This window comes from Paraburkholderia sp. GAS41, from assembly GCF_050436545.1.
In the GTDB taxonomy this organism is placed as follows: domain Bacteria; phylum Pseudomonadota; class Gammaproteobacteria; order Burkholderiales; family Burkholderiaceae; genus Paraburkholderia.
The window spans coordinates 37998-64659 of the sequence record NZ_JBNDMK010000029.1; the positions used below are offsets into that span (position 1 = coordinate 37998).

Genomic DNA, 26662 nt, shown 5'->3' on the forward strand with positions numbered 1-26662 from the left:
GCACGATGTCTTAATGCCCCAGCAAATCGATCACATGCAGCAGTTCCTTGCGCAGTTGATCGACATCGACCGTGGCGGTGGTAACGGACGGCGCCGCCGCCTCCCCCTCTTCCGCGATGTCATCCGCCGGACCACCATGCACTGCACCATGCGAATCAAGCCGGTTGCGCGCACCGTTGATGGTGAAGCCCTGCTCATACAGCAGCTCGCGAATCCGCCGGATCAACAATACTTCATGATGCTGGTAATAACGGCGATTGCCACGCCGCTTCACCGGCCGCAACTGCGTGAACTCCTGCTCCCAATACCGCAGCACATGCGGCTTCACACCGCAGAGTTCGCTCACTTCACCAATGGTGAAGTAGCGCTTCGCCGGAATCGGAGGCAAGACGACTTTTTCGATCGTCGCTGTCATCGTCAGTTAGCCGTCGTGGTGGGTTGCGCAGGAACGCGTCAGTCGATCAGCGCGCGAAGCTTGCCTCAGCGCCAGTTTCAACCAGCGCTTTCAGCTTTTGACTTGCATGGAACGTCACAACGCGGCGAGCCGCGATCGGAATGGCTTCGCCAGTTTTCGGATTCCGGCCCGGACGCTGAGGCTTATCGCGCAACTGAAAGTTGCCGAAGCCCGACAGCTTCACGCTATCTCCGCTCTCCAGCGCATCGCGAATCACCTCGAAAAACGCCTCCACCATGTCCTTCGCTTCCCGCTTGTTGAGTCCGACATTGTCGAACAGCAACTCAGCGAGTTCAGCCTTGGTAAGCGTGGGCGTTTCCGCCGAAGCGTTTGCGGGTGATGTCGGAATATCGCGAATCATGGCGCTACGTTGCGCCGTAAGAAGGGCTTCGAAATCACTCGAGTTCATTTCATTCATATCTATCAAATGGCGCGCCAACCAGAACCGGAGAATGCGAAAACTACCGTTTAAAGAGTATTCGCGGGTTATCCGCGCAACCGTGCGCCATATACTCGAGCCAGACGATCCACCAGGGTTTGAATGGCCAGATCGACCGTCTCATCCTGCAGGGTCCCGCCAGTATCTTGCAAGGTCACACGGAACGCAAGGCTTTTCTCGTGAGCTGCCAACCCGCCGGAAGTGTTTGATTTTGGACGGAATTCATCGAAAAGCGCAACCCTTCGGACGGTCTTGCAGGCGTCCTCGGCAAGCGCCTTTTGCAACTCGTCCAACAGCGCCTGAACCTCGATTTTCTGATCCACGACGACCGCGATATCACGACGCACCGGCGGAAACTTCGAAACTTCCGAGGGTACCGGCAATGAACGCTGGATTAATGCATCTGCTTCGATTTCAAACAGAATCGGCGCATGCGGCAAATCATATTTCTGCATCCAGCGCGGATGCAATTCGCCAATCCAACCCACTGCCCGTCCATTCACTTCAATACGCGCGCTGCGTCCCGGATGCAATGCCGGATGCTCCGCTTTCACAAAGCGCGCCACCGCCGGCGCGAGCAATGCTTCCAGATCGCCCTTGACGTCGAAGTAATCGACCGCGCGCGTCGCCGCGCCCCATTGTTCTTCCTGCGCCGGACCGTACGCGAGCGCGCCGAACATCTTCGGCTGCGCGAAACCTTCGACCTGCAGTTCGCCGGCCTTGATCGCGGGATCGTGCAAGAACACACGGCCCACTTCGAAGACGCGCACGCGATCCGCGACGCGCCGGTTCAGGTTCGTGCGCAGCACTTCGATCAGGCTGCCAAACAGCGTCGTGCGCATCACCGAAAGCTGGCTGGCAATCGGGTTCAGCAGGCGAACCGGCTTGTCGTTGCCCGCGAAATCCTGCTCCCATTGCGCGTCGACGAAGCTGAAATTCACCGTCTCCGCGTAGTCGCGCGCGGCGAGCGCGTGACGGATATCGTGGAGGGTGCGCTGCGTTTCGTTGGTCGCACGCATTTCGCTCGTCGCCACCGGCGGACGCGCGGGAATCTTCTCGAAGCCGTAAATCCGCGCGACTTCCTCGATCAAATCTTCTTCGATCTCGATGTCGAAGCGATACGACGGTGGTGTCACGGAGAACACATCGCCGTCCTGCGTAAACGTCAGACCGAGGCGCGTGAAAATCTGCGCGATTTCGTCTGCGCCGATCTTGATGCCAATGATGCGGTTGGCTCGCGCCACGCGCATGTTCACCGGCGCGCGCTGCGGCACGTTGACGACCTGGTCGTCGACCGGGCCGGCGTTGCCGCCACAGATATCGAGGATCAGTTGCGTGATGCGTTCAATGTGTTCGACCGTAGTCGCATAGTCGACCCCACGTTCGAAGCGGTGGCCTGCGTCCGTCGAAAAGTTGTACTTGCGCGAGCGGCCACGAATGCTATCCGGCCACCAGAAGGCGGCTTCCAGATAGATGTTGGTCGTATCGAGCGTCACGGCGGTGCTGTCACCGCCCATAATGCCCGCCAGACTTTCGATGTGCTGGTCATCCGCGATCACGCCAACCGTTTCATCGAGCTCGACCGTGTTGCCGTTCAGCAGCTTGAGCGTTTCGCCCTTGCGGCCCCAGCGCACGTCCATGCTGCCGTGGATCTTGTCCAGATCGAACACGTGCGACGGACGGCCTAGTTCGAGCATCACATAGTTCGAGATGTCGACCAGTGCCGAGATACTGCGTTGGCCCGAACGCTCCAGACGCTCGACCATCCACTGCGGCGATTTCGCGCGTGCATTCACGCCGCGAATGACACGACCGGAGAACCGGCCGCACAGATCCGGCGCCGATATCTTGACAGGCAGCGTTTCGTCCAACGTCACAGCAGCCGGCTTGATGTCGAGCCCGCGCAGCGCTGCGCCCGTGATGGCCGAGGTTTCGCGTGCCACGCCGAACACCGACAGGCAGTCCGCCTTGTTCGGCGTCAGCTTGATTTCAAAGACCGTGTCGTCGAGGTTGAGCGTCTCGCGGATGTCCTGGCCAATCGGCGTATCTTCCGGCAGGATCATCAGGCCGCTGTGATCTTCCGAGAGCTTCAGTTCGCGTGCCGAGCACAACATGCCCTGACTTTCGACGCCACGCAGCTTCGAGAGCTTGATGGCGAACGACGCGCCGCCCTCTTCCGCCGGCGGCAGTTCCGCGCCCACCAGCGCGACCGGCACCTTGATGCCCGGCGCCACGTTCGGCGCACCGCAGACGATATTGAGCGTCGCGCCCGTGCCGGCGTCGACCTGACACACGTTGAGCTTGTCCGCGTCCGGGTGCTTGACGACCTCGAGAACCCGGCCGACGACGATCTTCTTGGTCGGCGGCGCAGCGGGCCGCAGGCCCTCGACTTCGAGTCCCGCCATCGTCAGCGCGTGCGACAGCTCGTCCGTCGTCATCTGCGGGTCGACAAAGCTTCTTAGCCAGGATTCCGGGAATTGCATGGTTCTGTGTACGTTCTGATCAGGTTAGTCCACGTCCGGCGGGGGCCTTGACCGGTTCCCCTTGGATGGGGTCACGAGGCGCCCTGCCGGTGGCACGGCTTGCGGCGCGCACTTGCCTGCGCCTTGGCGGCTGGCAGCGTGCGCGGCTCGAAGCGTTAAGCAAATTGCCGCAGGAAGCGCAAGTCGTTGTCGAAGAACAGGCGCAGGTCCTGCACACCGTAGCGCAGCATCGTCAGCCGCTCGAGACCGCTGCCGAAGGCGAAACCGATGTAACGTTCCGGGTCGAGGCCCATGTTGCGGATCACCGTGGGGTGAACCTGCCCGGAACCCGAGATTTCGAGCCATTTGCCCGCGTTCTTGCCGGTTTCGAACAGCATGTCGATTTCAGCCGACGGTTCAGTGAACGGAAAGTACGACGGACGGAAGCGCACGAGAATGTCGTCGCGCTCGAAGAATTTTTTGAGGAAGTCGGTGTAGACGCCCTTCAGGTCGGCGAAGCTGATGTTTTCGTCGATCCACAGGCCTTCGACCTGATTGAACATCGGCGAGTGCGTCGCGTCGCTGTCCACACGGTACGTGCGGCCGGGCACGATCACCTTGATCGGCGGCGTGTTGGTGCGCGCGTAACGGACCTGCATCGGGCTCGTGTGCGTGCGCAGCAGCAACTGGCGGCCGTCGGCATCCTTGCCGTCAACGTAGAAGGTGTCCTGCATCGAACGCGCCGGATGGTTTTCCGGGCTGTTCAAGGCGGTGAAGTTGTACCAGTCGGTTTCGATCTCGGGGCCGTCGGCCACGTCGAATCCGATCGTACGAAAAATCTGTTCGACGCGTTCCCACGTGCGCATGACCGGATGCAGGCTGCCTGCACCCAGGCCGCGACCGGGCAAAGTGACGTCAATGGCTTCAGCGGCAAGGCGCTGATTCAAGAGCGCGTCAGCAAGTGCCTGACGGCGGGCCGTCAACGCGGCTTCCACCTGCTGCTTGACGACGTTGATACGCGCGCCTTCGGTCTTGCGCGTTTCGGCGTCGAGTTTGCCGAGGCCCTTCAACAGTTCGGTCAGCGCACCCGATTTGCCGAGAAAGCGGGCTTTCTCGTTCTCGAGGGTGGTGACGTCGGAGGCTTCTGCGAAGGCTTTTTGCGCGTCAGCGACAATCTGGTCCAGATCCATTGATCCCATCATTTCAACGTCAGTGTTCAATCGATGCAAAACTGGTTCGACCAACAAAAAAGGGGCTCGGTGAGGAGCCCCGTTTTTGTTGCAGCGTCACCGAGACTACCGGATCTTCGCTGCAACGAACCACGCAGTTTAATTGCCCAAAGCGCAATCAGGCTGCAACGGCGGCTTTCACCTGCTGAACGATCGCAGCAAAAGCAGCCTTGTCGAACACAGCCATGTCGGCCAGCACCTTGCGGTCGAGTTCGATCGAAGCCTTCTTCAGGCCGTTGATGAACACGCTGTACGTCATGTCGTGCTGACGCACCGCCGCGTTGATACGCGTGATCCACAATGCACGGAACACACGCTTCTTGTTGCGGCGATCGCGGTAGGCGTATTGGCCTGCGCGCATGACCGCCTGCTTGGCGATGCGATAGACGTTATTGCGACGGCCGCGGTAACCCTTGGCCAGCTTGATGATCTTCTTGTGACGGGCCCGTGCGGTAACCCCACGTTTGACTCTAGGCATAATTAGCTCCTGTGAGTTTTAGTTAAGGGTTAAGCGAACGGCAGCATTGCGCGCACGGAGTTCATATCTGAATCATGAACTGACGTGGAACCGCGCAGATGGCGTTTGTTCTTGGTGGTCTTCTTGGTAAGAATGTGGCGCTTGAAGGCTTGACCGCGCTTGACGGTACCGCCCGGACGCACCACGAAGCGCTTCGCAGCACTCTTCTTGGTCTTCATCTTCGGCATGACAACTCCATTATTAGATGGACATGGGTGTGCGGTCGACCTGATGGCCATTACCCGCCCTTCGAAACCCACTCCACTTGGTATGCAGTCGGCCGTTGTTGCTAGCCGCCGCTTTTCAGAAACGACACCCATTTGCATGAGCGCTGTTTCGAACCCTGCTCGACCTCGCCAAGCCTGCACATGCAGATAGCGAAGTACGATTCAATCTTTCCGGCACGAGCCGAAACGCACGGCTCGCTGCCACACAACCAGCCCTTGCAACGCTGGCTGCTTACTTCTTTTTCTTCGGAGCGAGCACCATGATCATCTGGCGCCCTTCCATCTTCGGCATTTGCTCGACCTGACCGACTTCGTCGAGGTCTGTGCGCAGACGTTCCAGCATGCGCATACCGATTTCCTGGTGAGCCATTTCGCGGCCACGGAAACGCAACGTGATTTTCGTCTTGTCACCATCGTCGAGGAAGCGGATGAGGTTGCGCAGCTTGACGTTGTAATCACCGTCATCAGTGCCCGGGCGGAATTTGACTTCCTTGACCTGGACGATCTTCTGCTTGAGCTTCGCCTCGTGTTGCTTCTTCGCTTCCGAGTACTTGAACTTGCCGTAGTCCATCAAGCGGCAAACCGGCGGCACCGCTTGCGGAGCGATTTCGACCAGATCCACATCTTGCTGTTCCGACATGCGGAAAGCATCGGCGAGTTTCACAATGCCGAGGGGCTCGTTCTCGACTCCGACCAGACGCACCTCGGGTGCAGTGATTTCACCGTTGATGCGGTGCGCAGACTTATCAGTAGCGATGTTACGTTTCCTCTAAAAATTAAAAAAACGAGCCGCGCTGCCAGGTGGTTCACCTGAACGACTGCACGTCCTCGCGCAGACGATCAATGAAGGCGCTGAGGGGCATTACCCCCATATCAACACCGCCACGGGCACGCACGGCTACTGTTTGGGCATCACGCTCTTTATCGCCGACCACAAGCAGATACGGCACCTTTTCCAGCGTGTGCTCACGTATTTTATAGCTAATCTTCTCGTTGCGCAAATCGGCCTCTACTCTAACCCCTTGTTTTTGCAACGATTGGGCCAGAGACGCGGCATATTCCATCTGACTTTCCGCGATATTCATCACAACCACCTGCATGGGCGCGAGCCACGAGGGCATTGCACCAGCATGGTGCTCGATCAGAATACCGAGAAACCGCTCCATTGATCCGACGATTGCCCGGTGCAACATGATAGGACGGCGACGGCTGTTGTCTTCGGCGACGTACTCGGCGCCAAGGCGCTCCGGCAGCACCATATCCAACTGGAGCGTACCGCATTGCCATGAGCGGCCCAGCGCGTCCTTGATGTGATACTCGACCTTCGGGCCATAGAACGCACCTTCACCGGGCAACTCTTCCCACGTCACGCCGCAGGCCGTCAGTGCATCGCGCAGCCCCTGCTCGGCACGATCCCACGTTTCATCCGTGCCGGCACGGGCGTCCGGGCGCAGCGACAGTTTGATATCGACATTCTCGAAACCGAAGTCCTTGTACACGCTCATCGCCAGCGTGTTAAAGGCGATCGACTCGCTGATGAACTGGTCTTCGGTACAGAAAATGTGCGCGTCGTCCTGCACGAAGCCGCGCACGCGCATCAGACCGTGCAACGCGCCCGACGATTCATTGCGGTGGCACGAACCGAATTCCGCGTAACGCAGCGGCAGATCACGGTACGAGCGCAGGCCGTGATTGAACACCTGTACGTGGCCCGGGCAGTTCATCGGTTTGATTGCGTAGTCGCGCTTTTCCGATTCCGTCGTGAACATGTTTTCACGATAGTTCTGCCAATGGCCCGACGCTTCCCACAGCGAACGGTCCATGATCATGGGCGTCTTGATCTCGAGGTAGCCGGCATCATTCACGCGACGGCGCATGTACTGCTCGACCTGCTGCCACAACGTCCAGCCACGCGGATGCCAGAACACCATGCCCGGTGACTCGTCCTGCATGTGAAACAGGTCGAGTTGCTTGCCGAGCTTGCGGTGATCGCGCTTCTCGGCCTCTTCGAGCATATGCAAGTAGGCTTCCTGGTCTTCCTTCTTCGTCCAGGCCGTGCCGTAGATGCGCTGCAACTGTTCGTTCTTCGAATCGCCGCGCCAGTAGGCACCGGCAACCTTCATCAGCTTGAAGACCTTCAGCTTGCCGGTAGACGGCACGTGCGGGCCGCGGCACAGATCCGTGAAACCGCCATGCGAGTACAGCTTGATCTCGTCAGTCGACGGAATCGATTCGATGATCTCGGCCTTGTACTTTTCGCCGATGCTCTTGAAGTAGTCCACCGCTTCGTCGCGCGACACCACGCGACGCGCAACCGGCTCGTCTTTCTTCGCGAGTTCCTGCATGCGTTTTTCGATCTTCTCGAGATCTTCCGGCGTGAAAGGCCGGTTGTACGCGAAATCGTAGTAAAACCCGTTGTCGATCACCGGTCCAATCGTAACCTGCGCTTCCGGATACAGGTCTTTCACCGCATACGCAAGCAAGTGCGCCGTGGAGTGGCGAATGATATCGAGACCGTCGGCGTCTTTTTCCGTCACGATCGCGAGCGATACATCGTGATCGATCAAGGTGGACGTATCGACCAGTTCACCGTCGATCTTGCCACCGAGCGCAGCCTTCGCGAGGCCGGGGCCGATCGACGCGGCCACTTCCGCGACCGTCACCGGATGCTCGTACTGTCGAACAGAACCGTCAGGCAGACGTATCGAAACCATTGCGTTCTCCGTGGTGCCGACCGGCGGCGGCACTGACAACCATCAAATAAGCCAAAAAAAATGCGGCCCCGCTTTCGAGGGGCCGCATTCACATTTCCTGCAAACTACATTGGCGAAAGTGGTCCTCGACTAGCGTCGCTCCGAAGTACTTCCGGTCAACGTTCGCGGTGTCATAACCGTATTCGCCTTTTGCGCCAAGGCGCTTACTGCAGCTTGCGAAACCCCGGAAAACCGGAATTTCTCTTTCGTTGGTAGGCTCGATTGGACTCGAACCAACGACCCCCACCATGTCAAGGTGGTGCTCTAACCAGCTGAGCTACGAGCCTGAAGAAACGAGATTATATGGAGCCCCACATCGCTTGGCAAGTACTTTTGTACACCGACACTGAAAATGCCCGCGGCGCTTTAGCGGCACGCGGCCGCAGCGCAAGCGTCACGTCTTGCGCCCCGCCCGCAACACGCCCGTGACCTCGCCAAGCAATGCGCAGGCGCGCTGAATCTGCGCGGCGCTCGACACCTCGACCGTGAACTGCATGAAAGCGGCGTTGCGACGCGTCTGCGTCTTCACACCGATCACATTCATCTTCTCGCGCGCGAACACTTCGGAGATATCGCGCAGCAATCCCTGACGATCAGTTGCGTCGATCGTCAGGTCGACCGGGTAGACCGACCGCCCCTGCCCGCTCATCACGTCGGCGGACCAGGCGGTTTCCAGCACGCGCTCGGGCGCGCGCTCGGCCATGCGCAGGAACGTCGGGCAATCGCTGCGGTGAATCGACATGCCCTTACCGCGCGTAACGAAGCCGCTGATACCGTCGGGCGGCGCCGGGCGGCAGCAACGGGCAAGCTGCGTCAGCAACGCATCCACACCGACCACCAGCACGCCTGTCGACGCACCATGCGCGACGCTCGAGCCGCTGCTACGCTTCTCGAACTGCTCCGGCACTTCGATCACCGGCTCGGGTGGCGGCGCATCCTGCAAGGCCTGCTCGACCAGGCGCAAGCTGAACTCTTCCTTGCCGACCACCGAAAACAGATCGTCAGTGGTCTTGAAACCGAGCTTCGCCGCCAGCTGGTCCAGATTGACCGAGGTTCTGCCTTCGCGCTGCAGTGTCTTCTCGACCATCGCCCGGCCCGTGGCGATGTTCTCCTGCAACTCGACTGCGTTGAACCACGCGCGCACCTTTTGCCGCGCGCGCGGGCTATGCAGATAGCCCAACTGTGGATTGAGCCAGTCGCGCGACGGACCGCCCTCTTTTACGGAAACGATCTCGACCGTCTGGCCGTTTTGCAGTTGCGTATTGAGCGGCACCATCGCGCCATCCACGCGCGCGCCACGGCAACGGTGCCCCAGTTCGCTATGCAGGTGATACGCGAAGTCCACGGGCGTCGAGCCCTGTGGCAACGGAATCACACGCGCCTGCGGGGTGAGCACGTAAATGTGGTCGTCGTCGAAAGTGGCCTGACGCAATTGTTCCCACGGCTGCGCGGCGCGCTTTTCACCATGCTCGCCTTCGGAGACCTCGTCCTTCCACGCGAGCAACTGACGCAGCCACGCAATCTTTTCGTCGTACTTCTCGCTGGCCGTGACCTGGCCGCCATAGCCGCGCGCGCCGGCTTCCTTGTAGCGCCAGTGAGCCGCCACGCCATACTCGGCAAACTGGTGCATTTCCTGGGTACGGATCTGCACTTCGAATGCGCGGCCGTCGTCGCCAATCACGACCGTATGCAGCGACTTGTAGCCGTTCGGCTTGGGCCGCGAGATGTAGTCGTCGAATTCCTTCGGCACCGGTTGCCACAGGTTGTGCACGATGCCGAGCACTGTGTAGCAATCCTTGATATCTGGCACGATCACGCGAAATGCGCGTACGTCGTACAGCTCGGCGAAGTCGAGTTCCTTGCCACGCATCTTGCGCCAGATGCTGTAAATGTGCTTCGGCCGTCCGCTGACCTCGGCGCGAATATGTGCGGCAGCCAGCTCCTGCTGCAGTCGCGCGATCGCCTCGGCCACATACGTCTCGCGCTCGACGCGTTTCTCGTCCAGCAGTTTGGCAATGCGCTTGTACGTTGCCGGCTCTTCGAAACGCAGCGCGAGGTCTTCGAGTTCCCACTTCAGTTGCCAGATGCCGAGACGGTTCGCGAGCGGCGCGTAAATATCGAGCGTCTCGCGCGCCACATCGGGCGAAGGCGTAATTTTGGCCGCCGCGTAGTAACGCAACGATTGCAGCCGCGAAGCGAGTCGGATCAGCACGACACGGATGTCTTGCGCAAACGCGAGCAGCATCTTGCGCAGCGCTTCGACCTGCGCGCGGCGCGCGGCCTGCGCATCGCGCCCAGCTTCGGGCATCGCGTTCTGGGCAGCCCGCAAACTGACGGTGCCAAGCCGCAACAGCTTGCGCACGTCGCTGACCAGTTGCGCAACCTCTTCGCCGAAGTTGTCGGCAATCACCTGCTCGGGATCCTGCAAGTGCGGCGTCAATGCGAACAACGCCGCCGCCAGCACCGCCGGCGGATCGACGTTGAGCGTGCGCATGATCGCCGCCGTCCCGGCTGCGTGCTCAGCGAGCGACTCGCCCGACGACAGCCGCACTTCGCCCGCATGCTCCCGCACGAACGCCAACGCCTCTTCGAACGAAGGCAGGGGAATGGGCGCGGTCGTAACGGTATCGGTATTCATGGTGCGACGGCCCAACGGGCCAGACGGATCAACAGGGATTCACAACGATTCAGGTGCGGACCTAGTCGCGCTGCGCGGCCACGACTACCACTTCGACCAGGCACTTCGGGTTAGCGAGCTTCGCTTCGACGGTTGCGCGCGGCGGCGTGTCGCCTTGCGCAACCCACTCGTCCCACACGGCGTTCATGCCGGCGAAATGAACCATGTCCGAGATGTAGATCTGTACCGACAACAGAAGCGACTTGTCGCTGTTCACTTCAGCGAGCAGACGGTCAATGTGGCCGAGGACTTCACGCATCTGGCCCGTGATGTCCTGCTCTGCGTCCTCGGCGATCTGACCGGCGAGGTACACGGTGCCGTTGTGCACGGCGATTTCCGAAAGGCGCTTGCCGACGTGGTGACGAATGACTGCCATGACGATTCCTGGTGATGATTAAAGTTGATCGAAGATCCGCCGCGCCTCAACCGGGAGACGCGCTGCCAAGACCCTCATTATGACGCCTCGCCAGCCGGCCCGATGAAGAAGCGCCGCGCAATGGCGATCTGCTCGGCGCTGACAAACGCTGGGGCATGACCCACGCCGGGAATTTCCACGCTCGACACGGCCCGGCCCTGCGCAACCATCTTTTCAACCGTCTCGCGCGACAGCAAATCGGATTGCGCGCCGCGCACGACCAGAACCGGCGCCTGAATCGCCGCCAGTGCGCCCCACAGCGCGGCCTCGCCGGCGGCTGCCTGCTCGTCCGTGATGGCGCCAAACGGCAGGGCGATACGCGGGTCATAGCGGAAACGCCACGCGCCGTCGCGTTCATGCAGCAGCGGCGTGTTGATCTCGCGCCATTCCTCCGGCGTCAAAGGACCGAACGATTGCGCCAGCAAGGCGGCGTAGTCGATGCCCTGCTGCAGCGTTTCGAACTGCACCGGCTTGCCGAGGTATTCGCCGATCCGGCTCACTGCGCCGGGTTCGAGGTGCGGGCCGACATCGTTGAGCAGCATCTTCTGGATCGGCGAGTCCGGCAAGCCGGCCAACCCGAGCCCGATCAGCCCGCCCATTGATGTACCGAACCAGTCCACTTTGTCTACATCCAGTCGCGCGATCAGCGTGACCATGTCCGAGACATACTGCGGCACGGCATAGTAAGTGGGGACGTTCAGCCACGATGAAAGCCCTCGACCCACCACGTCCGGGCACACGACACGGTACGTATCCGCAAAAGCCGCCGCCAGCCGGTCGAAGTCGCGCCCTGAACGCGTCAGTCCATGCACGCAGAGCAGCACTCGCGGATTCTCCGGGTCGCCCCACTCGGTGTATGCGAGACGATGCAGGCCGCCAGGGCTCGCACATTGCACGAATCGTTGACGCGGTGTGGCCGTCACGGCGGCATGCGGGGCGATGGAGGCAAGCGGTGCGGAAGACGTAGCGGTCATCGGAATTTCCTGGCGAAAGCACGGACCTCAATCAGTGCGGTAAATCAGACGCAGCTCTCACGAGGCCTCGATGTCAGGGCGCGACAACGCGCCATTGAGCATCGCAAACACAGGCCAGACGAGACGCGGATGAAAGGACATGCAACGTTTAAACGATTGTAAACTGCTTTGCCGCTCGCAAAGAGTCAGCCGGAGGGCATAAGGAAAACGCACGAGGCGTGGTGGCTGTGGCTGTGGCTGTGGCTGTGGCTGTGGCTGTGGCTGTGGCTGTGGCTGTGGCTGTGGCTGTGGCTGTGGCTGTGGCTGTGGCTGTGGCCGAAAGCATAGCCCGGGTCCGAACCGGGACAGGCGCCGCGCCACGCAAAGATCCCGCGCCCAGTACCCTGCCCACTGCCAGCTCAACGCCCGCCCAAAACAAAACGGGCGAAGACTCGCGTCCCGCCCGCTTCACATCACGCTTGCATCGGCATCAAGCGCGAGGCACCCAGGTCAACCGCCCCCGGATCCTCCGCCACCAACCGCCAGATCAGCCCACCGCGCTCACATCGAGCGGCGCGCCGGTCTTCGCCTTGATCTCCTCGACCGTAACACCTGGCGCCAGTTCGGTCAGCTTCAGACCTTCCGGCGTCACTTCAATCACGCCGAGGTCCGTGATGATCTGATCGACCACGCCCACGCCCGTCAGCGGCAGCGTGCACTGCTCCAGAATCTTGTGCTGGTCGCCCTTCGCGACGTGCTCCATCAGCACCACGACGCGCTTGACGCCCGCCACCAGATCCATCGCGCCGCCCATCCCCTTGATCATCTTGCCGGGGATCATCCAGTTCGCCAGATCGCCCGTCTGGCTGATCTGCATCGCGCCCAGAATGGCGAGGTTGATGTGGCCGCCGCGAATCATCGCGAACGAGTCCGCCGACGAAAAAATCGACGAGCCCGGCAGCGTAGTCACCGTCTGCTTGCCGGCATTGATCAGGTCCGCGTCCACTTCCTCTTCAGTCGGCGACGGGCCGATGCCGAGCAAGCCGTTTTCCGACTGCAACCACACTTCGACGCCCGCCGGCACGTGATTCGCCACCAGCGTCGGCAAGCCGATCCCGAGGTTCACGTAGAAGCCGTCCTGCAGTTCCTTCGCCGCCCGCGCGGCCATTTCATCACGAGTCCATGCCATGATTACGCTCCTTTCGCGCGGACAATGCGTTGTTCGATGCGCTTCTCGGGATTCGCATTGAGCACAATGCGCTGCACGAAGATGCCCGGCGTGTGGATCGCGTCCGGATCGAGCTCGCCTACTTCCACGATTTCCTCGACTTCCGCCACCGTGATCTTGCCCGCCATCGCGCACATCGGGTTGAAGTTGCGCGCGGTGCGACGGTAGATCAGATTGCCCGACTTGTCGGCCTTCCATGCCTTGACGAGCCCCACGTCCGCCGTCAGCGAATGCTCCAGCACGTAATGATTCTCGCCGAATTGACGGGTTTCCTTGCCCTCGGCGATCAGCGTGCCGTAGCCGGTGTTGGTGAAGAACGCGGGAATGCCCGAACCGCCCGCCCGCAGCTTCTCGGCAAGCGTGCCTTGCGGCGTGAATTCGAGCTCGAGTTCGCCGGCCAGATACTGGCGCTCGAACTCCTTGTTTTCGCCCACGTACGACGAGATCATCTTCTTGACCTGGCGTGTTTCGAGCAACAGGCCCAGGCCGAAGCCGTCGACACCCGCGTTGTTGCTGATGCAGGTGATGCCTTTGACACCCGTGTCGCGCAGCGCCGCGATCAGCGCCTCTGGAATGCCGCACAGGCCAAAGCCGCCGACGGCGAATGTCTGCCCGTCCTTGACGATGTCCTTGAGCGCGTCAGCCGCGCCCGGATAGACCTTGTTCATCTGTGTGTCCCTTCCTTTATGGAAACCCGAAATCCGGTATGCCGGCCGCCGGACCGATGCGATGCGGGATAACGCGCATGGCGATCGTGCGCGGCTTATGCCCAGAGTGTCATTCTAGTCATCCACGGCGGCCCGCGCCTCGACATCGCACAGTATCAGTATGCCGAGGGCGCCTCAGCCCATCGCCTGCGGCTTCGCGGCCTTATGATTTGTCCGAAAGGGTACGATGTCCGGGCCATACGGCACAATACGCAAAACTACATAAGTAATTTTCCGCTTCCGCACCGCTCTCATGCCCGCACTGGATTACCAAACTGCCTTCCACCTTGCGCCGATAGGGCTCGTCCTGTCGCGCGAGCGCTTCATTGAAGACTGCAATGAACAGTTGGCGTCGATCTTCGGCTGCCCGCGCGAGGCGCTGCTGGGCCAGTCGTTCCAGGTGCTGTATCCGTCAGCGGACGAGTTCGAGCGGATCGGCGAGCGCATCCCGCCCATCATGACCGCGCAAGGCAGCTACGCCGACGACCGCATCATGAAGCGGGCCAATGCCGAACTGTTCTGGTGTCACGTGACTGGCCGCTCGCTCGAGCGCGCCGACCCGCATGCCGCGGGCGTGTGGACTTTTGAAGACCTGAGCGCGACGCGCCGGGTCGCGGTCGAGTTGACGCCACGCGAGCGGGAAATCGCCGCGCAACTCGTGACGGGCAAGACGAGCAAGCAGATTGGCCGGGTGCTGGACATCAGCTCGCGCACGGTCGACGTCTACCGGGCGCGGCTGATGCGCAAGTACGATACGGGCAATGCGACGGAGTTGCTGCAGCGACTGCTGGGGCATTGAGTGCAGCGACTGCCCTAATTGGGCCGCTTCAGCGCTGGTTGCAGCCACCGTCCTGCAACCAATGTAAGTCGCCGCGGAAAGCGACCTAACGCCGCCTCAACCCGCCCTGACCAGCACCGCGTTTTCGATCGTCGAGCGCAGCAAGTCCGGAATAGGCACCGACTTGCCGGCCGCATAGTCGATCCACACGCAACGCGCCGCGCCGCGCGCGTAGACGGTCGCCGGGTCGTCGGCGCGAGTCAGTTCGAAAGCCGTGTCGAAACTGCTGCGCCCGGGCGTGCCGACCGACATCCGGCCGACGATGTCGCCGGGATAATGAAGCTGCTTGAGGAAATCCATTGACGCATTGACGATCACGGGCCCCTGCCCTTCGCCATTGCCACCGGCAATGCCGAGTTGCTCGAACCAGGAAATCCGCACCTGCTCCATGTAACGGAAATAGACCGTGTTGTTCACATGGCCGAATGCATCCATGTCGCCCCAACGGATCGGCATGGACATCTCAAAGACTGCGTGGTATTCGCTCATCGTACTTCTTCTACAGGTTGAAACAGGCGGCGCGCCGGGTCTGCACGCGGCGCGCGAGTAGGCTCTCAGGACAACCCGAAGCCGTCGTCAGCGGCAATGATCGCGCCGTTGATGAATTGCGATTCGTCGGCAGCGAGCAGCAGCAGCAGGCCGTCCAGGTCTTCCGGCTGACCGACGCGGTGGCGCGGCAGCATCGACACCAGCTTCTGCCCCTGATCTGTCGACCAGTGATGGTGGTTGATTTCCGTATCGATATAGCCCGGGCAGATCGCATTCACGTTGATGCCATGACGTCCCCATTCCTGCGCCATCGCCTTCGTCATATGCACCACGGCGGCCTTGCTCATCGAGTACAGTCCGATCTGCGGCAGCACGCGCAAACCCGCCACCGAAGCGATGTTGATGATCCGATAGCACGGCTTCTTGCTGCCATTGCCGCGCATCATCATGCGTTTGGCGACTTCCTGCGCCACGAAGAAGGCGCCGCGCGTGTTCGTGTCGAACACATATTCGAAATCGGCCGGCGTGACTTCCGAGAGCTTCTGCGTGGTCGAAACGCCCGAATTGTTCACGAGGATGTCGATCGTGCCCGCTTCCGTCTCGGCATGCGCCACGGCGGACTTGATGCTCTGGTAATCGGTCACATCGAGCGAAACGACGTGCGCCGCGCCGCCGGACGCCTCGATTTCAGCCCGCAATTCCTTCAGGCGCTCGGTACGGCGGCTTGCCAGCACGACCTTCGCGCCCGCCTGCGACAGGACCTGAGCGAAACGCTTGCCCAGCCCGCTCGAGGCGCCGGTAATCAGCGCAACCTTGCCTTCCAGATTGATCGAACGGCCCATTATCGTTACCTTGTTCGTTGGGTTAGAGGCGCGGCGCGGCCGCGAAGGCTCATGTTTACCCGGTGATTATCCGGTTAACACCGTATCACAAAAATAGAACGATCGTGCTAATCTCTGTTCATTGGGTTGCGGCGCTGGAGTCGTTCGCCCACAATACGATCCCGAAAAAAGCATTCTAACGGTAAGAGGAGCATCAATGACCCCCGCAAGTCTCATTGAGCAGTACGGCCCGCGCGAGTCGATGGAATACGACGTGGTGGTGGTCGGCGGCGGCCCGGCCGGCCTGTCCGCGGCGATCCGCCTGAAGCAGCTGGCAGCGGAGAAAGGCGTCGAAATCGGCGTCTGCGTACTGGAAAAGGGCTCGGAAATCGGGGCGCATATCCTCTCCGGCGCGGTCATGGACCCCCGCGCGCTGAACGAACTGATCCCCGACTGGAAGGAAAAAGGCGCCCCGCTCGACGTGGAGGTGACTGAAGACCGCTTCCTGTTCCTGTCGGAATCGGGCGCGAAGAACGTCCCCAACTGGGCGCTGCCGGATAACTTCAAGAATCACGGCAATTACGTCATCAGTCTGGCCAACGTCACGCGCTGGCTCGGCCAGCAGGCCGAAGCGCTCGGCGTGGAGATCTTCCCGGGCTTTCCGGCGGCTGAAATCCTCTACAACGACGATGGCTCGGTGAAGGGCGTCGCCACCGGCAATCTCGGGATCGGCAAGGACGGCCAGCCCACCGGGAACTTCCAGCTCGGCATGGAGCTGCACGCCAAATACACGCTATTCTGCGAAGGCGCGCGTGGACACCTCGGGCGACAGCTCAACGACAAGTTCAAGCTGCGCGACGGCGTCGATCCGCAGGTCTACGGCATCGGCATCAAGGAACTGTGGGAAATCGATCCGGCGAAACACAAGCCGGGTCTGGTGATCCACACGGCCGGCTGGCCGCTGGAGTCCGACACCTACGGCGGCTCGTTCCTGTATCACCAGGACAACAACCAGGTAATGGTCGGCTTCGTGGTGGGCCTCGGCTATTCGAACCCGTATCTCTCGCCGTTCGAGGAATTCCAGCGCTACAAGACGCATCCGTCGATCCGCGCCTTCCTCGAAGGCGGCAAGCGCGTGTCGTATGGCGCGCGGGCCATCACCGCGGGCGGCCTGATGTCGTTGCCCAAGCTGGTGTTTCCAGGCGGCGCGCTGGTGGGCGACGATGCGGGCTTCCTGAACGCCTCGCGCATCAAGGGTTCGCACGCCGCGATCAAGACCGGCATGCTGGCCGCCGACGCTGCCTTCGACGCCGTACAGGCCGGACGTCAGTCCGATGTGCTGGCGGCCTACCCGGAGGCATTCAAGACCTCCTGGCTGCACACCGAGCTGTACCGTGCCCGCAATTTCAAGCAGTGGATGAGCAAGGGCCTGTACCTGGGCACGCTGATGGTGGGCATCGAGCAGAAGCTGCTGGGCGGCAATGTGCCATGGACGCTGCATCACCAGCATTCGGATCACGAGATGCTGAAACCGGCGTCGCAGTGCAAGCCGATCGTGTATCCGAAGCCGGACGGCAAGCTGACGTTCGACCGCCTGTCCTCGGTGTTCATCTCGAACACGAATCACGAGGAGAACCAGCCGCCGCACCTGACGCTTAAAGATCCTTCAGTGCCGGTGAACGTCAATCTGCACACCTATGCGGGACCGGAATCGCGGTATTGCCCGGCGGCGGTTTATGAGTTCGTGAAGAACGACGACGGCAGCGAGCGGCTCGTGATCAACGCGCAGAACTGCGTGCACTGCAAGACCTGCGATATCAAGGATCCGACGCAGAACATCGTTTGGGTCACGCCTGAGGGCGGCGGCGGCCCGAACTATCCGAACATGTGACGGGACGCATCAACGCGAAGTCGCAGGATGCAAAAATCGCCGCTTCGTGCGGCGATTTTTTTCGTCTGCGGCCTTTGTGTGAGGTTGCGCGCGGATGGTTGAGATTGGCTGCGTCGATTGCCTGCGCCGTCGCCCGCTCAACGTCCCGCGAGCGCCACAAGTCTCTCGCGCACGTTCGCCAGCACCGGTGCCCACGCGCCGATTGCGGGCTGGCGATACAGCTCGACCGACTCGTACCACGGCGTGCGCTGCGTTTGATTACCCCAGAACCACGCCGACACATGATCGATCATCAGACAGGTCGGCACGCCCAGCGCACCCGCCAGATGGGCCGGGCCGCTGTCGATCGTGACGACCAGATCGAGGTTCACCAGCAACGCGGCCACGTCGTCGAAGCCGGCCGCGAAATGCTGGGTGGGATCGACAATCCGGATGCCGTGTGCGCGCCATTGTTCCACCGTTGCAGAACGCCCCGGCGACAACGCGAAGTACGTGATTCCGGGCACGCTCAGGAGCGGTTCGAGCTGATCGACCGGTACCGAACGGCGTACGTCGCGAATGTGTTGCGGGTTGCCGTTCCACACCAGACCGACTTTAGGCCCACTCGCCTCGGCAGTTTGAGCAATTCGCGTGCGCCACGCCTCGGCACGCGCCGGATCGGCGCTCAGATAAGCGCGACCCCAGCCCGCCGAATCGAAAACACCGAGCCGCAGCGGCAAGCTCATCAGGCCGCAATGAAAATCCGGCCGCGTGTCGAGGCTGGTTTCGAGCGTCACGCCGGCTGGCAACATCCGTTCGAACAGGTGCCGCAACGGGCCTTCGTGCCCGAAGATCACCCGGCCGCCCTCGCGCCGCGCCCGCTCGGCGAGCAGCGGCAGAAAGCGCACCGCCCACAGGCAGTCGCCATTGCCTTGCTCGCCATACACGATCAGCGTCTTGCCGGCGAGCGACTCACCTTGCCAGTACGAGCTGATTTCGGCGAGCGCCCGGTGCGCGTCGTTCAGATCGTCGCCAAATGCGATGCGCGACTCGTAATGGGCCCAGCCGTCGGCATAGCGCCCGGCGCGAATTTCCAGCTCCGACAGATCGAACATCGCATGTGCGTTGTTCGGCGACAGTTCGAGCACGCGTCGCAACAGCGTTTCCGCTTCAGCGAGGCGCGCCTGTTCCTTGATGCATAGCGCGAGCTTGTGTAGCGCGACCGGATTGCCCGGCACCACCCGCACCGCCTCGCGCAACAGGCGTTCGGCTGTATCGAAATCGTTGCCTTGCTGTACGGCGGCCGCGCGCCAGACCAGCGCGTTGGCATCTGCGGCATCGCGCTCCAGCAGCAGCGCTGTGGCGGAGTCCACCAAAGGCCAGTCGCGCGCCACAAATCCGGTTTGAGCAATGGTATGTAGCAGCGTGGGATCGCACGCGGGATCGAGCTGCCAGGCCTGCACCAGCGCGGCAAGCGCTTCACGCTGCTGGTCGCGGTTACGCCCGGCCGCCTGCAGCAAGGCCCGGCCCAACGCGAGCCAGTCGGCGGCGCTCGCCTCTTGCGTGGCGACTCGTGCGCGCAAGCGTGTCAGCGCATCGCCCGCTGTCTGGGTGCTCGGATCGATCATGGCGACGTTGCCAGGCAGTGCGGCTGAAAACGAAGGACGCGCAGAGCACGCCTCAGGGTGCGCTAGCCGCGATCTTCGGCGTGCTGACCGCCACATCGCCGCACTGCGCACGATGACGCAGCGCATGGTCGATCAGCACCAGCGCCAGCATCGATTCGGCGATCGGCGTCGCACGAATGCCGACGCATGGATCGTGACGCCCAAACGTTTCGACGACGACCGGCTGGCCGGCCTTGTCGATTGAACGGCGCGGCGTGCGAATGCTCGAAGTCGGCTTGATGGCGATCGAGACAGTGATGTCCTGCCCCGTCGAAATTCCACCGAGCACACCGCCCGCATGATTGCCGACAAACCCTTCCGGCGTGAGCTCGTCGCCATGCACGGAACCGCGTTGGGCAATGCTGGCGAAGCCTGCGCCGATTTCAACGCCCTTCACCGCATTGATGCCCATCATGGCGTACGCGATATCGGCGTCGAGCCGGTCGAACAGCGGTTCGCCCAGTCCAACCGGCACGCCCGAGGCCACTACGTTGATCCGTGCGCCAATCGAGTCGCCATCCTTGCGCAACGCGTCCATATACGTTTCGAGTTGCGGCACGATGTCGGCATTCGGCACGAAGAACGGATTTTCCCGCACGTGCGACCAGTCCACGAACGGCACGTCGATTTCGCCAAGCGCCGCCATATAACCGCAGATCTCCGTACCGAAGCGCTCGCGCAGCCATTTCTTGGCGACCGCGCCCGCCGCGACGGTAGGCGCCGTCAGACGCGCCGACGAACGGCCGCCGCCGCGATAGTCGCGGATACCGTATTTCTGCCAGTAGGTGTAATCGGCATGGCCCGGGCGGAATGTTTCCGCGATATTGCCGTAATCCTTGCTACGGTGATCCGTATTGCGGATCAGCAGCGCAATGGGCGCGCCAGTGGTGACGCCTTCGAATACACCCGAGAGTATCTCGACCTTGTCCTCTTCCTGACGCTGCGTGACATGGCGCGAGGTGCCCGGCTTGCGGCGGTCCAGTTCGAGCTGGATGTCGTCTTCGACCAGCGCCATGCCCGGCGGGCAACCGTCGATCACGCAGCCAATAGCGGGCCCGTGCGATTCGCCGAAGGTCGTGACAGTGAAAAGCGTACCAAGCGTATTGCCGGACATGAGCGTCGTCCAAAGAGATGCGGGGAGAACGCTATTATGCCAGCCCGGCAGGCAGGGCCGGGCCACACGGACGGCCGAAGGCTCGCCTATCTCCGCGCCCCGCGTAACTCGGTCACGATCTGCTGCAACCCTTCCGGCGTCACCTGAGCGGGATCGAGCGGCTCGCCGACGGCCAGCGTCAACCGGCTCATCACGCCTTTTTGCACCGGCCGCGGCCAGTGTGCCTCGGCGGCGCGCGAAAATACGCTGCCCCACAGGCCGCGCAGCGCCATCGGCACCACCGGCGCAGGCGTGCGGCGGATGATTTCGGTCACGCCATGACGGAACGGGTTCAACTCGCCCGTCTTCGTCAGCTTGCCTTCCGGGAAAATGCACACCAGTTCGCCCTCGGCGAGCGCCCGCGCGCAGGTTTCATAGGCTCGCGTGAGCATTTGCGGGTTTTCGTGGGACGGCGCAATTGGAATCGCCTTCGCATGCCGGAACACCCAGCCGGCGAACGGTGTCCTGAAGATATGGTGGTCCATGACGAAACGGATCGGACGCGGACTCTCGGCCATGATGACGATCGCATCCACATAGCTCACGTGATTGCACACCAGCACCGCCGCGCCTTCTTCGGGGATGCGCTCAGCATGCACGAGGCGGATCCGGTAGAACGTGTGCACCAGCATCCACGCAACGAAGCGCAGCAGGAACTCCGGCACCAGCGAATAGATGTAGGTGGCCACCACGATATTGAGCAGCGCGGTGACCAGAAACAGACCCGGAATACTCACCCCTGCCGCCGTCAGGGCCATCGCCATCAGAGCCGACACGATCATGAACAGCGAATTGAGGATATTGTTCGCCGCGATGATCCGCGCCCGATGACTCGGCTGGCTGCGGCTCTGGATCAGCGCGTATAGCGGCACGCTGTAGAAGCCGCCGAACATGGCGAGCAGGAACAGATCGGCGAGCACCCGCCAGTTCGCGGGCATCAGGATAAATTCGCCAACGCGCAGCAGATGGCCCGCCGGCGGCAACGCATGACTCGCAAAGAACAGGTCGATGCCGAACACGCTCATGCCGATCGAACCCAGCGGCACGAGGCCAATTTCAATGCGCCACTTCGACAGGCGCTCGCACAGCAGCGAGCCGAGGCCAATCCCGATTGAAAACGTGCCGAGCAGGACGGTCACGACATCGGGACTGGCCGACAGCACATTCTTCGCGAAGCTGAAAAACGACGACAGAAACGTCGCGCCGACAAACCACAGCCATGAAATACCCAGCAGGCTCAAAAACACCGTTCGGTTTTCACGCGCAATCTTCAGATTGCGCCAGGTTTCGCTGACCGGGTTCCAGTTGATCTGCAGGCCGGGCTGCGGCGCGGGCGTCGACGGCACCCAACCGGACACGGCACGTCCCACCAGCGCAATGGCAACGCACGCACAGGCCAGCACCACGGCGCCGTGCTCGACAAAACCCGCGGCTTCCCCGCCGATGATGGTCCCGATCAGAATGGCAACGAAGGTGCCCATTTCGACCATGCCGTTGCCGCCCACCAGTTCGGTTTTTTCCAGATGCTGCGGCAAATATGAGTACTTCACCGGACCGAACAGTGTGGAATGGACGCCCATCAGAAACGTACACAGATACAGCAGCGGCGCGCTATGCAACCAGAAACCTGCCCCGCCGATCAGCATCACGCCGATTTCAAAGGTCTTTACAAAGCGCGTCAGCATCGCCTTGTCGTATTTGTCCGCGATTTGGCCCGAGGTAGCGGAAAACAGCACGAACGGCAGGATGAAAATGGCGGAAATCAGAAACGCCGCGGTCTTCGCATCGACACCGGAAAAGCGCGCCGTCTGATACGTGACGAGCGAGGTGAAGCCGATCTTGAACACGTTGTCGTTCATCGCACCCAGAAACTGGGTCCAGAAAAACGGCGCAAACCGCCGCTCTCCCAGCAAGCAAAACTGGGAATCGTGTGCGTCGCCATGGCGGGCGGTGCGGCGGGCGGCGGATAACGGACGATCGCTCATGAAGACCGGAGAATGGGAGAGAACACCAGAGGATAAAAAGAAGCGATGCGGCGCCGTCTTCAGCAGCGCCTCGCCGGGTGCAAGCCGCATCGTGACATCGCAGCATCACGGCATCGCACGCCGGCGCGCACACAAAAAAGGCGCACGCTCTCGCGCACGCCCCTTGAATCAATACCTCAGGCTTGTGGCAACTTGATGGCCGGCGCATCCAACATGAAGCATCGCTGCACCGTACCATCCAGCGCCATGGCTAGGCGCGACACCATGATCGGACAGCGCCCCGGCCAGCCCGACGCGCCATCTAGCGCGCCTGTTGCGGCTCCTGCTCTTCCGGCCAGTCGCGGATATAGGCCTTGAGCATGCGGTTTTCGAAGCCCTGCTCTTCGACCACCGCCTTCGCCACGTCGTAAAACGAAATGACGCCCATCAGCGTGCGGCTTTCCATGACAGGCAGGTAGCGCACGTGATGCTCAAGCATCATGCGGCGCACTTCGTTCACGTCCGTTTCCGGCGTACAGGTGAGCGGATGGTCGTCCATGACCTTGCGGATGGTGGCCGTACCGACACTGCCGTGGTGCTTGCTGAGCGTGAGGATGATTTCGCGGAAGGTCAGCATACCGACGAGATCGCCATATTCCATCACCACTAGCGAGCCGATATCGTGCTCCGCCATGGCATTGACCGCGTCAAGTAGTGGCGTATCCGGCGTAACGGTAAAAAGAGTATTGCCCTTGACCTTGAGAATGTCGCTGACTCGCATGATTGTCTCCGGTGTAGACCGGTGTTCGCGCTTTAGCGCCTGCTCCGGTCCCATGCCTAAATGCCTGACTGATTTTCGATCCTAGCGGAAAGGCCCATAAAAGGAAAGCGGGCCGCCCACCAGGCCAAGACGGGCGCCGCAGCCTGTCGCATGGGGAAAATGGCACTTGAAGCCGGTAACCCCGGTGATACGATGCCCGCACTTTCACCCTTCGCGGAGTCGCCCGTGACTCCGCCGCCCAGGATGTCCGCCAACCGTTTCGATACGCTTGCGCTGCATGCAGGCGCCGCTCCCGATCCCACGACCGGCGCGCGCGCCACGCCGATCTACCAGACCACCTCGTTCTCGTTTCGCGACACCGATCACGCCGCCGCGCTGTTCAATATGGAACGCGCCGGCCACGTGTATTCGCGCATCTCGAACCCGACGGTCGCCGTCTTCGAAGAACGCGTCGCCGCGCTGGAGAACGGCGTGGGCGCGATCGGCACCGCGAGCGGCCAGGCCGCGCTGCATCTGGCGATTGCCACGCTGATGGGCGCCGGCTCGCATATCGTCGCTTCAGGCGCGCTCTACGGCGGCTCGCATAATCTGCTGAACTACACGCTGCGCCGCTTCGGTATCGAGACCACCTTCGTCAAACCCGGCGATCTGGACGGCTGGCGCGCGGCGCTGCGGCCCAATACCTGCCTGCTGTTCGGTGAAACGCTCGGCAATCCGGGCCTCGACGTGCTGGATATCGCCGCAGTCGCCCAGATCGCCCACAGCCACCGCGTGCCGCTGCTGCTCGATTCCACCTTCACGACGCCATATCTGCTCAAACCCTTCGAGCATGGCGCCGACTTCGTCTACCACTCGGCGACCAAGTTTCTTGGCGGGCATGGCACGACGATCGGCGGTGTGCTCGTCGACGGCGGCACTTTCGATTTCGAAGCTTCCGGCCGCTTTCCGGAATTCACCGAGCCGTACGAGGGTTTCCACGGAATGGTGTTTGCCGAGGAAAGCACCGTCGCGCCGTTCCTGCTGCGCGCCCGTCGCGAAGGCCTGCGCGATTTCGGCGCGTGTCTTCATCCGCAAGCCGCGTGGCAACTGCTACAGGGCATCGAAACCCTGCCGTTGCGTATGGAGCGCCACGTCTCGAACACGCGCAAGGTCGTCGAGTTTCTCGCCGCCCACGCCGCGGTCGAATCTGTCGCCTATCCTGAACTGGCCTCGCATCCGGATCACGCGCTTGCGAAGCGGCTGCTGCCACGCGGCGCAGGGGCTGTGTTCAGCTTCAACCTGCGCGGCGACCGCGACGCCGGACGGCGCTTCATCGAAGCGCTAGCGCTGTTCTCGCATCTGGCCAACGTGGGCGACGCCCGTTCGCTGGTGATTCACCCTGCTTCCACCACGCATTTCCGCATGGACGCCGCCGCGCTCGCCGCAGCCGGCATCGCGGAAGGGACGATCCGCCTGTCCATCGGTCTTGAAGACCCGGACGATCTGATCGACGACCTCAAACGCGCGCTGAAGGCAGCGCAAAAACCGGTTGGCGGCAGCGCCGGCACGACTGCCGCCAAAGCAAAGGACGGCACCGGCAATCCGAACCCGGGCAGCGCGCCCAGGGAGCCGGCATGATCCTGAACGTCCAGAACAAGCAGGCCTATGTCTATACCGGCGGCAAGCCGTTCGACTCCAGTCTGCCGACTGCCGTGTTCATCCACGGTGCCGAGCATGACCATAGCGTCTGGGTGCTGCAAACCCGTTACTTCGCGCATCACGGCTTCGGCGTGCTGGCGCTCGACCTGCCCGGCCACCATCGCAGCGCCGGTCCGGCGCTCGCCGGTATCCCCGCCATGGCCGATTGGCTGGCCGCGCTACTGGACGCCGCCGGCGTCACGCGCGCCTGCCTCGTCGGCCACAGCATGGGCTCGCTGATCGCCCTCGATTTCGCCGCGCGTTACCCCGAGCGCGCAAGCGCGCTGGCAATGCTCGCCACCGCCGTCCCGATGACCGTCTCCGACGCCTTGCTGGATGCCGCGCTCAAGCGCGAGCCGGAAGCGATTGCGATGGTCAACCAGTGGTCGCATTCGACGTTCGCCGCCAAGCCGTCCTTCCCGGGCCCGGGCTTCTGGCTGCACGGCATGAACCAGCGATTGATGGAACGCGTGTCGGCGACCGGTGAAGCGGGCCTGTTTCACACGGATTTCACCGCCTGCAATGCCTATGCGGACGGTCTCGCACGCGCGGCCCAGGTACGCTGTCCGGTACGGCTGATCGTAGGACGGCGCGACGCCATGACGCCGCCGCGCGCCGCGCGGGCGCTCGCCCAGGCACTCGCGCAAGCCAGCCCACGTGTCGATACGCTCACCCTCGACGCCGGCCACGCACTCATGGCCGAACAACCTGACGCGACGCTCGATGCGCTGTTCAGCTTCGCTTCGAGCGCTACGTGATTCCAGCAGACGCGACGATAACGATATATGGCCGCGCGCACCATCGGCCGAATGGCCAGGTTGCGTGCAGCAAGCGATAGCCGCACAATGGTTCAAGCCTGCCCGGATTCACATACAACATGCATATTGCATCGCCGGGCTCGCTGTGCCGCTTGCATCGGGCATGGCGGGGGAAGGGGCTAAAGAGTCGCGAAACGGAGGCCGTGATGGCTCAAACCGCTCATACCGATCACTTCGCAAATTTCGCGGAGTTTTATTCGTTTTACCTCGAAGAGCATCGCAACCTGGTGTCGCGACGGCTGCACTTCGTCGGCTCGCTGGGGGTGGTCGGCTGTCTGGCCATGGCGCTCGCCACCGGCGACTGGCTGTGGCTGCCCGCCGCGCTCATCAGCGGTTACGGGTGTGCATGGATCGGGCATTTCTTCTTCGAGAAGAACCGCCCCGCCACCTTCCGGCATCCGATCTATAGCTTGATGGGCGACTGGGTGATGTTCAAGGACATCTGCACCGGGAAGATTTCGCTTTAGCCCAAGCGCGTTGGCCTACTCTCTTACGGTGTGGGCCGACCGACGCGCCAAGGCAC

At 61.9% G+C, this 26662-nt stretch carries 25 protein-coding genes and 1 tRNA gene; 6 read left to right on the forward strand and 20 right to left on the reverse strand.

Annotated elements, in window-relative coordinates; genetic code table 11:
• Positions 1–10 precede the first annotated feature (10 nt).
• From P3T43_RS30040 to P3T43_RS30095, 12 genes are all read right to left on the reverse strand, one after another.
• Complete coding sequence (locus tag P3T43_RS30040; protein ID WP_429284634.1) at positions 11–415, reverse strand: MerR family transcriptional regulator; 405 nt, start codon at positions 413–415, stop codon at positions 11–13.
• A 46-nt stretch (positions 416–461) separates the two neighbouring features.
• Positions 462–872, reverse strand: a complete 411-nt coding sequence (locus tag P3T43_RS30045; RefSeq protein ID WP_074300147.1) for an integration host factor subunit alpha — start codon at positions 870–872, stop codon at positions 462–464.
• A gap of 68 nt (positions 873–940) precedes the next feature.
• Positions 941–3376, reverse strand: coding sequence for a phenylalanine--tRNA ligase subunit beta (gene pheT, locus P3T43_RS30050; RefSeq protein WP_429284635.1), 2436 nt, complete (start codon positions 3374–3376; stop codon positions 941–943).
• 155 nt (positions 3377–3531) lie between these two features.
• Positions 3532–4545, reverse strand: coding sequence for a phenylalanine--tRNA ligase subunit alpha (pheS, locus tag P3T43_RS30055; RefSeq protein ID WP_429284636.1), 1014 nt, complete (start codon positions 4543–4545; stop codon positions 3532–3534).
• 157 nt (positions 4546–4702) lie between these two features.
• Positions 4703–5062 carry a 50S ribosomal protein L20 gene (rplT, locus tag P3T43_RS30060; RefSeq protein ID WP_006052502.1) on the reverse strand — a complete coding sequence of 120 codons (360 nt, stop codon included), beginning with the start codon at positions 5060–5062 and terminating at the stop codon, positions 4703–4705.
• A gap of 29 nt (positions 5063–5091) precedes the next feature.
• Positions 5092–5289 (reverse strand): 50S ribosomal protein L35, encoded by a 198-nt coding sequence (gene rpmI / locus P3T43_RS30065; RefSeq protein ID WP_424067044.1) that lies wholly within the window; start codon positions 5287–5289, stop codon positions 5092–5094.
• 271 nt (positions 5290–5560) lie between these two features.
• Positions 5561–6085, reverse strand: a complete 525-nt coding sequence (infC, locus tag P3T43_RS30070; protein ID WP_074263967.1) for a translation initiation factor IF-3 — start codon at positions 6083–6085, stop codon at positions 5561–5563.
• A gap of 49 nt (positions 6086–6134) precedes the next feature.
• The gene (gene thrS / locus P3T43_RS30075; protein ID WP_429284637.1) at positions 6135–8042 is read right to left on the reverse strand and encodes a threonine--tRNA ligase; all 1908 of its coding nucleotides are present in this window, start codon (positions 8040–8042) and stop codon (positions 6135–6137) included.
• A 249-nt stretch (positions 8043–8291) separates the two neighbouring features.
• Positions 8292–8368 (reverse strand) — tRNA-Val (locus P3T43_RS30080).
• Positions 8369–8475: 107 nt separating this feature from the next.
• Complete coding sequence (locus tag P3T43_RS30085; RefSeq protein ID WP_429284638.1) at positions 8476–10719, reverse strand: RelA/SpoT family protein; 2244 nt, start codon at positions 10717–10719, stop codon at positions 8476–8478.
• A 61-nt stretch (positions 10720–10780) separates the two neighbouring features.
• Positions 10781–11134 (reverse strand): RidA family protein, encoded by a 354-nt coding sequence (locus tag P3T43_RS30090; protein ID WP_429284639.1) that lies wholly within the window; start codon positions 11132–11134, stop codon positions 10781–10783.
• A gap of 77 nt (positions 11135–11211) precedes the next feature.
• Positions 11212–12147 carry an alpha/beta fold hydrolase gene (locus P3T43_RS30095; RefSeq protein ID WP_429284640.1) on the reverse strand — a complete coding sequence of 312 codons (936 nt, stop codon included), beginning with the start codon at positions 12145–12147 and terminating at the stop codon, positions 11212–11214.
• 168 nt (positions 12148–12315) lie between these two features.
• On the opposite strand from P3T43_RS30095, the gene P3T43_RS30100 reads away from it, so the two are divergent.
• On the forward strand, positions 12316–12474 hold the full coding sequence (locus P3T43_RS30100) for a hypothetical protein (RefSeq protein ID WP_429284641.1): 159 nt from the start codon (positions 12316–12318) through the stop codon (positions 12472–12474).
• A 199-nt stretch (positions 12475–12673) separates the two neighbouring features.
• On the opposite strand, the gene P3T43_RS30105 is transcribed toward P3T43_RS30100, so the two are convergent.
• Positions 12674–13315, reverse strand: coding sequence for a CoA transferase subunit B (locus P3T43_RS30105; protein ID WP_429284642.1), 642 nt, complete (start codon positions 13313–13315; stop codon positions 12674–12676).
• 2 nt (positions 13316–13317) lie between these two features.
• Positions 13318–14022 (reverse strand): CoA transferase subunit A, encoded by a 705-nt coding sequence (locus P3T43_RS30110; RefSeq protein ID WP_429284643.1) that lies wholly within the window; start codon positions 14020–14022, stop codon positions 13318–13320.
• A gap of 292 nt (positions 14023–14314) precedes the next feature.
• Here P3T43_RS30110 and P3T43_RS30115 point away from each other — a divergent pair, with 292 nt between their 5' ends.
• Positions 14315–14860, forward strand: a complete 546-nt coding sequence (locus P3T43_RS30115; RefSeq protein WP_429284644.1) for a LuxR C-terminal-related transcriptional regulator — start codon at positions 14315–14317, stop codon at positions 14858–14860.
• Positions 14861–14956: 96 nt separating this feature from the next.
• Here P3T43_RS30115 and P3T43_RS30120 read toward each other — a convergent pair whose 3' ends face one another.
• Both P3T43_RS30120 and P3T43_RS30125 read right to left on the reverse strand, forming a co-directional pair.
• Positions 14957–15388: an acyl-CoA thioesterase gene (locus P3T43_RS30120; RefSeq protein WP_429284645.1), complete on the reverse strand. Its 432-nt coding sequence runs from the start codon at positions 15386–15388 to the stop codon at positions 14957–14959.
• 65 nt (positions 15389–15453) lie between these two features.
• Complete coding sequence (locus P3T43_RS30125) at positions 15454–16230, reverse strand: SDR family oxidoreductase (protein ID WP_429284646.1); 777 nt, start codon at positions 16228–16230, stop codon at positions 15454–15456.
• Between the two features lie 196 nt (positions 16231–16426).
• Between P3T43_RS30125 and P3T43_RS30130 the strand changes: the two genes are divergently transcribed.
• Complete coding sequence (locus P3T43_RS30130; RefSeq protein WP_429284647.1) at positions 16427–18100, forward strand: electron transfer flavoprotein-ubiquinone oxidoreductase; 1674 nt, start codon at positions 16427–16429, stop codon at positions 18098–18100.
• Positions 18101–18237: 137 nt separating this feature from the next.
• On the opposite strand, the gene P3T43_RS30135 is transcribed toward P3T43_RS30130, so the two are convergent.
• The 4 genes from P3T43_RS30135 to P3T43_RS30150 form a co-directional block, all read right to left on the reverse strand.
• The gene (locus P3T43_RS30135) at positions 18238–19707 is read right to left on the reverse strand and encodes a tetratricopeptide repeat protein (protein WP_429284648.1); all 1470 of its coding nucleotides are present in this window, start codon (positions 19705–19707) and stop codon (positions 18238–18240) included.
• A gap of 52 nt (positions 19708–19759) precedes the next feature.
• Complete coding sequence (gene aroC / locus P3T43_RS30140; protein ID WP_429284649.1) at positions 19760–20860, reverse strand: chorismate synthase; 1101 nt, start codon at positions 20858–20860, stop codon at positions 19760–19762.
• Between the two features lie 86 nt (positions 20861–20946).
• The gene (locus P3T43_RS30145) at positions 20947–22884 is read right to left on the reverse strand and encodes an MFS transporter (RefSeq protein ID WP_429284684.1); all 1938 of its coding nucleotides are present in this window, start codon (positions 22882–22884) and stop codon (positions 20947–20949) included.
• A 301-nt stretch (positions 22885–23185) separates the two neighbouring features.
• The gene (locus P3T43_RS30150) at positions 23186–23644 is read right to left on the reverse strand and encodes a CBS domain-containing protein (RefSeq protein WP_074300161.1); all 459 of its coding nucleotides are present in this window, start codon (positions 23642–23644) and stop codon (positions 23186–23188) included.
• Between the two features lie 243 nt (positions 23645–23887).
• Here P3T43_RS30150 and P3T43_RS30155 point away from each other — a divergent pair, with 243 nt between their 5' ends.
• From P3T43_RS30155 to P3T43_RS30165, 3 genes are all read left to right on the forward strand, one after another.
• On the forward strand, positions 23888–25261 hold the full coding sequence (locus P3T43_RS30155) for an O-acetylhomoserine aminocarboxypropyltransferase (RefSeq protein WP_429284685.1): 1374 nt from the start codon (positions 23888–23890) through the stop codon (positions 25259–25261).
• A complete protein-coding gene (locus tag P3T43_RS30160) occupies positions 25258–26079 on the forward strand; it encodes an alpha/beta fold hydrolase (protein ID WP_429284650.1) in 822 nt (273 codons plus the stop codon). The genes P3T43_RS30155 and P3T43_RS30160 overlap by 4 nt, the downstream gene beginning before the upstream one ends.
• A gap of 206 nt (positions 26080–26285) precedes the next feature.
• A complete protein-coding gene (locus P3T43_RS30165; RefSeq protein ID WP_429284651.1) occupies positions 26286–26606 on the forward strand; it encodes an Mpo1-like protein in 321 nt (106 codons plus the stop codon).
• The last annotated feature ends 56 nt before the right edge of the window (positions 26607–26662 follow it).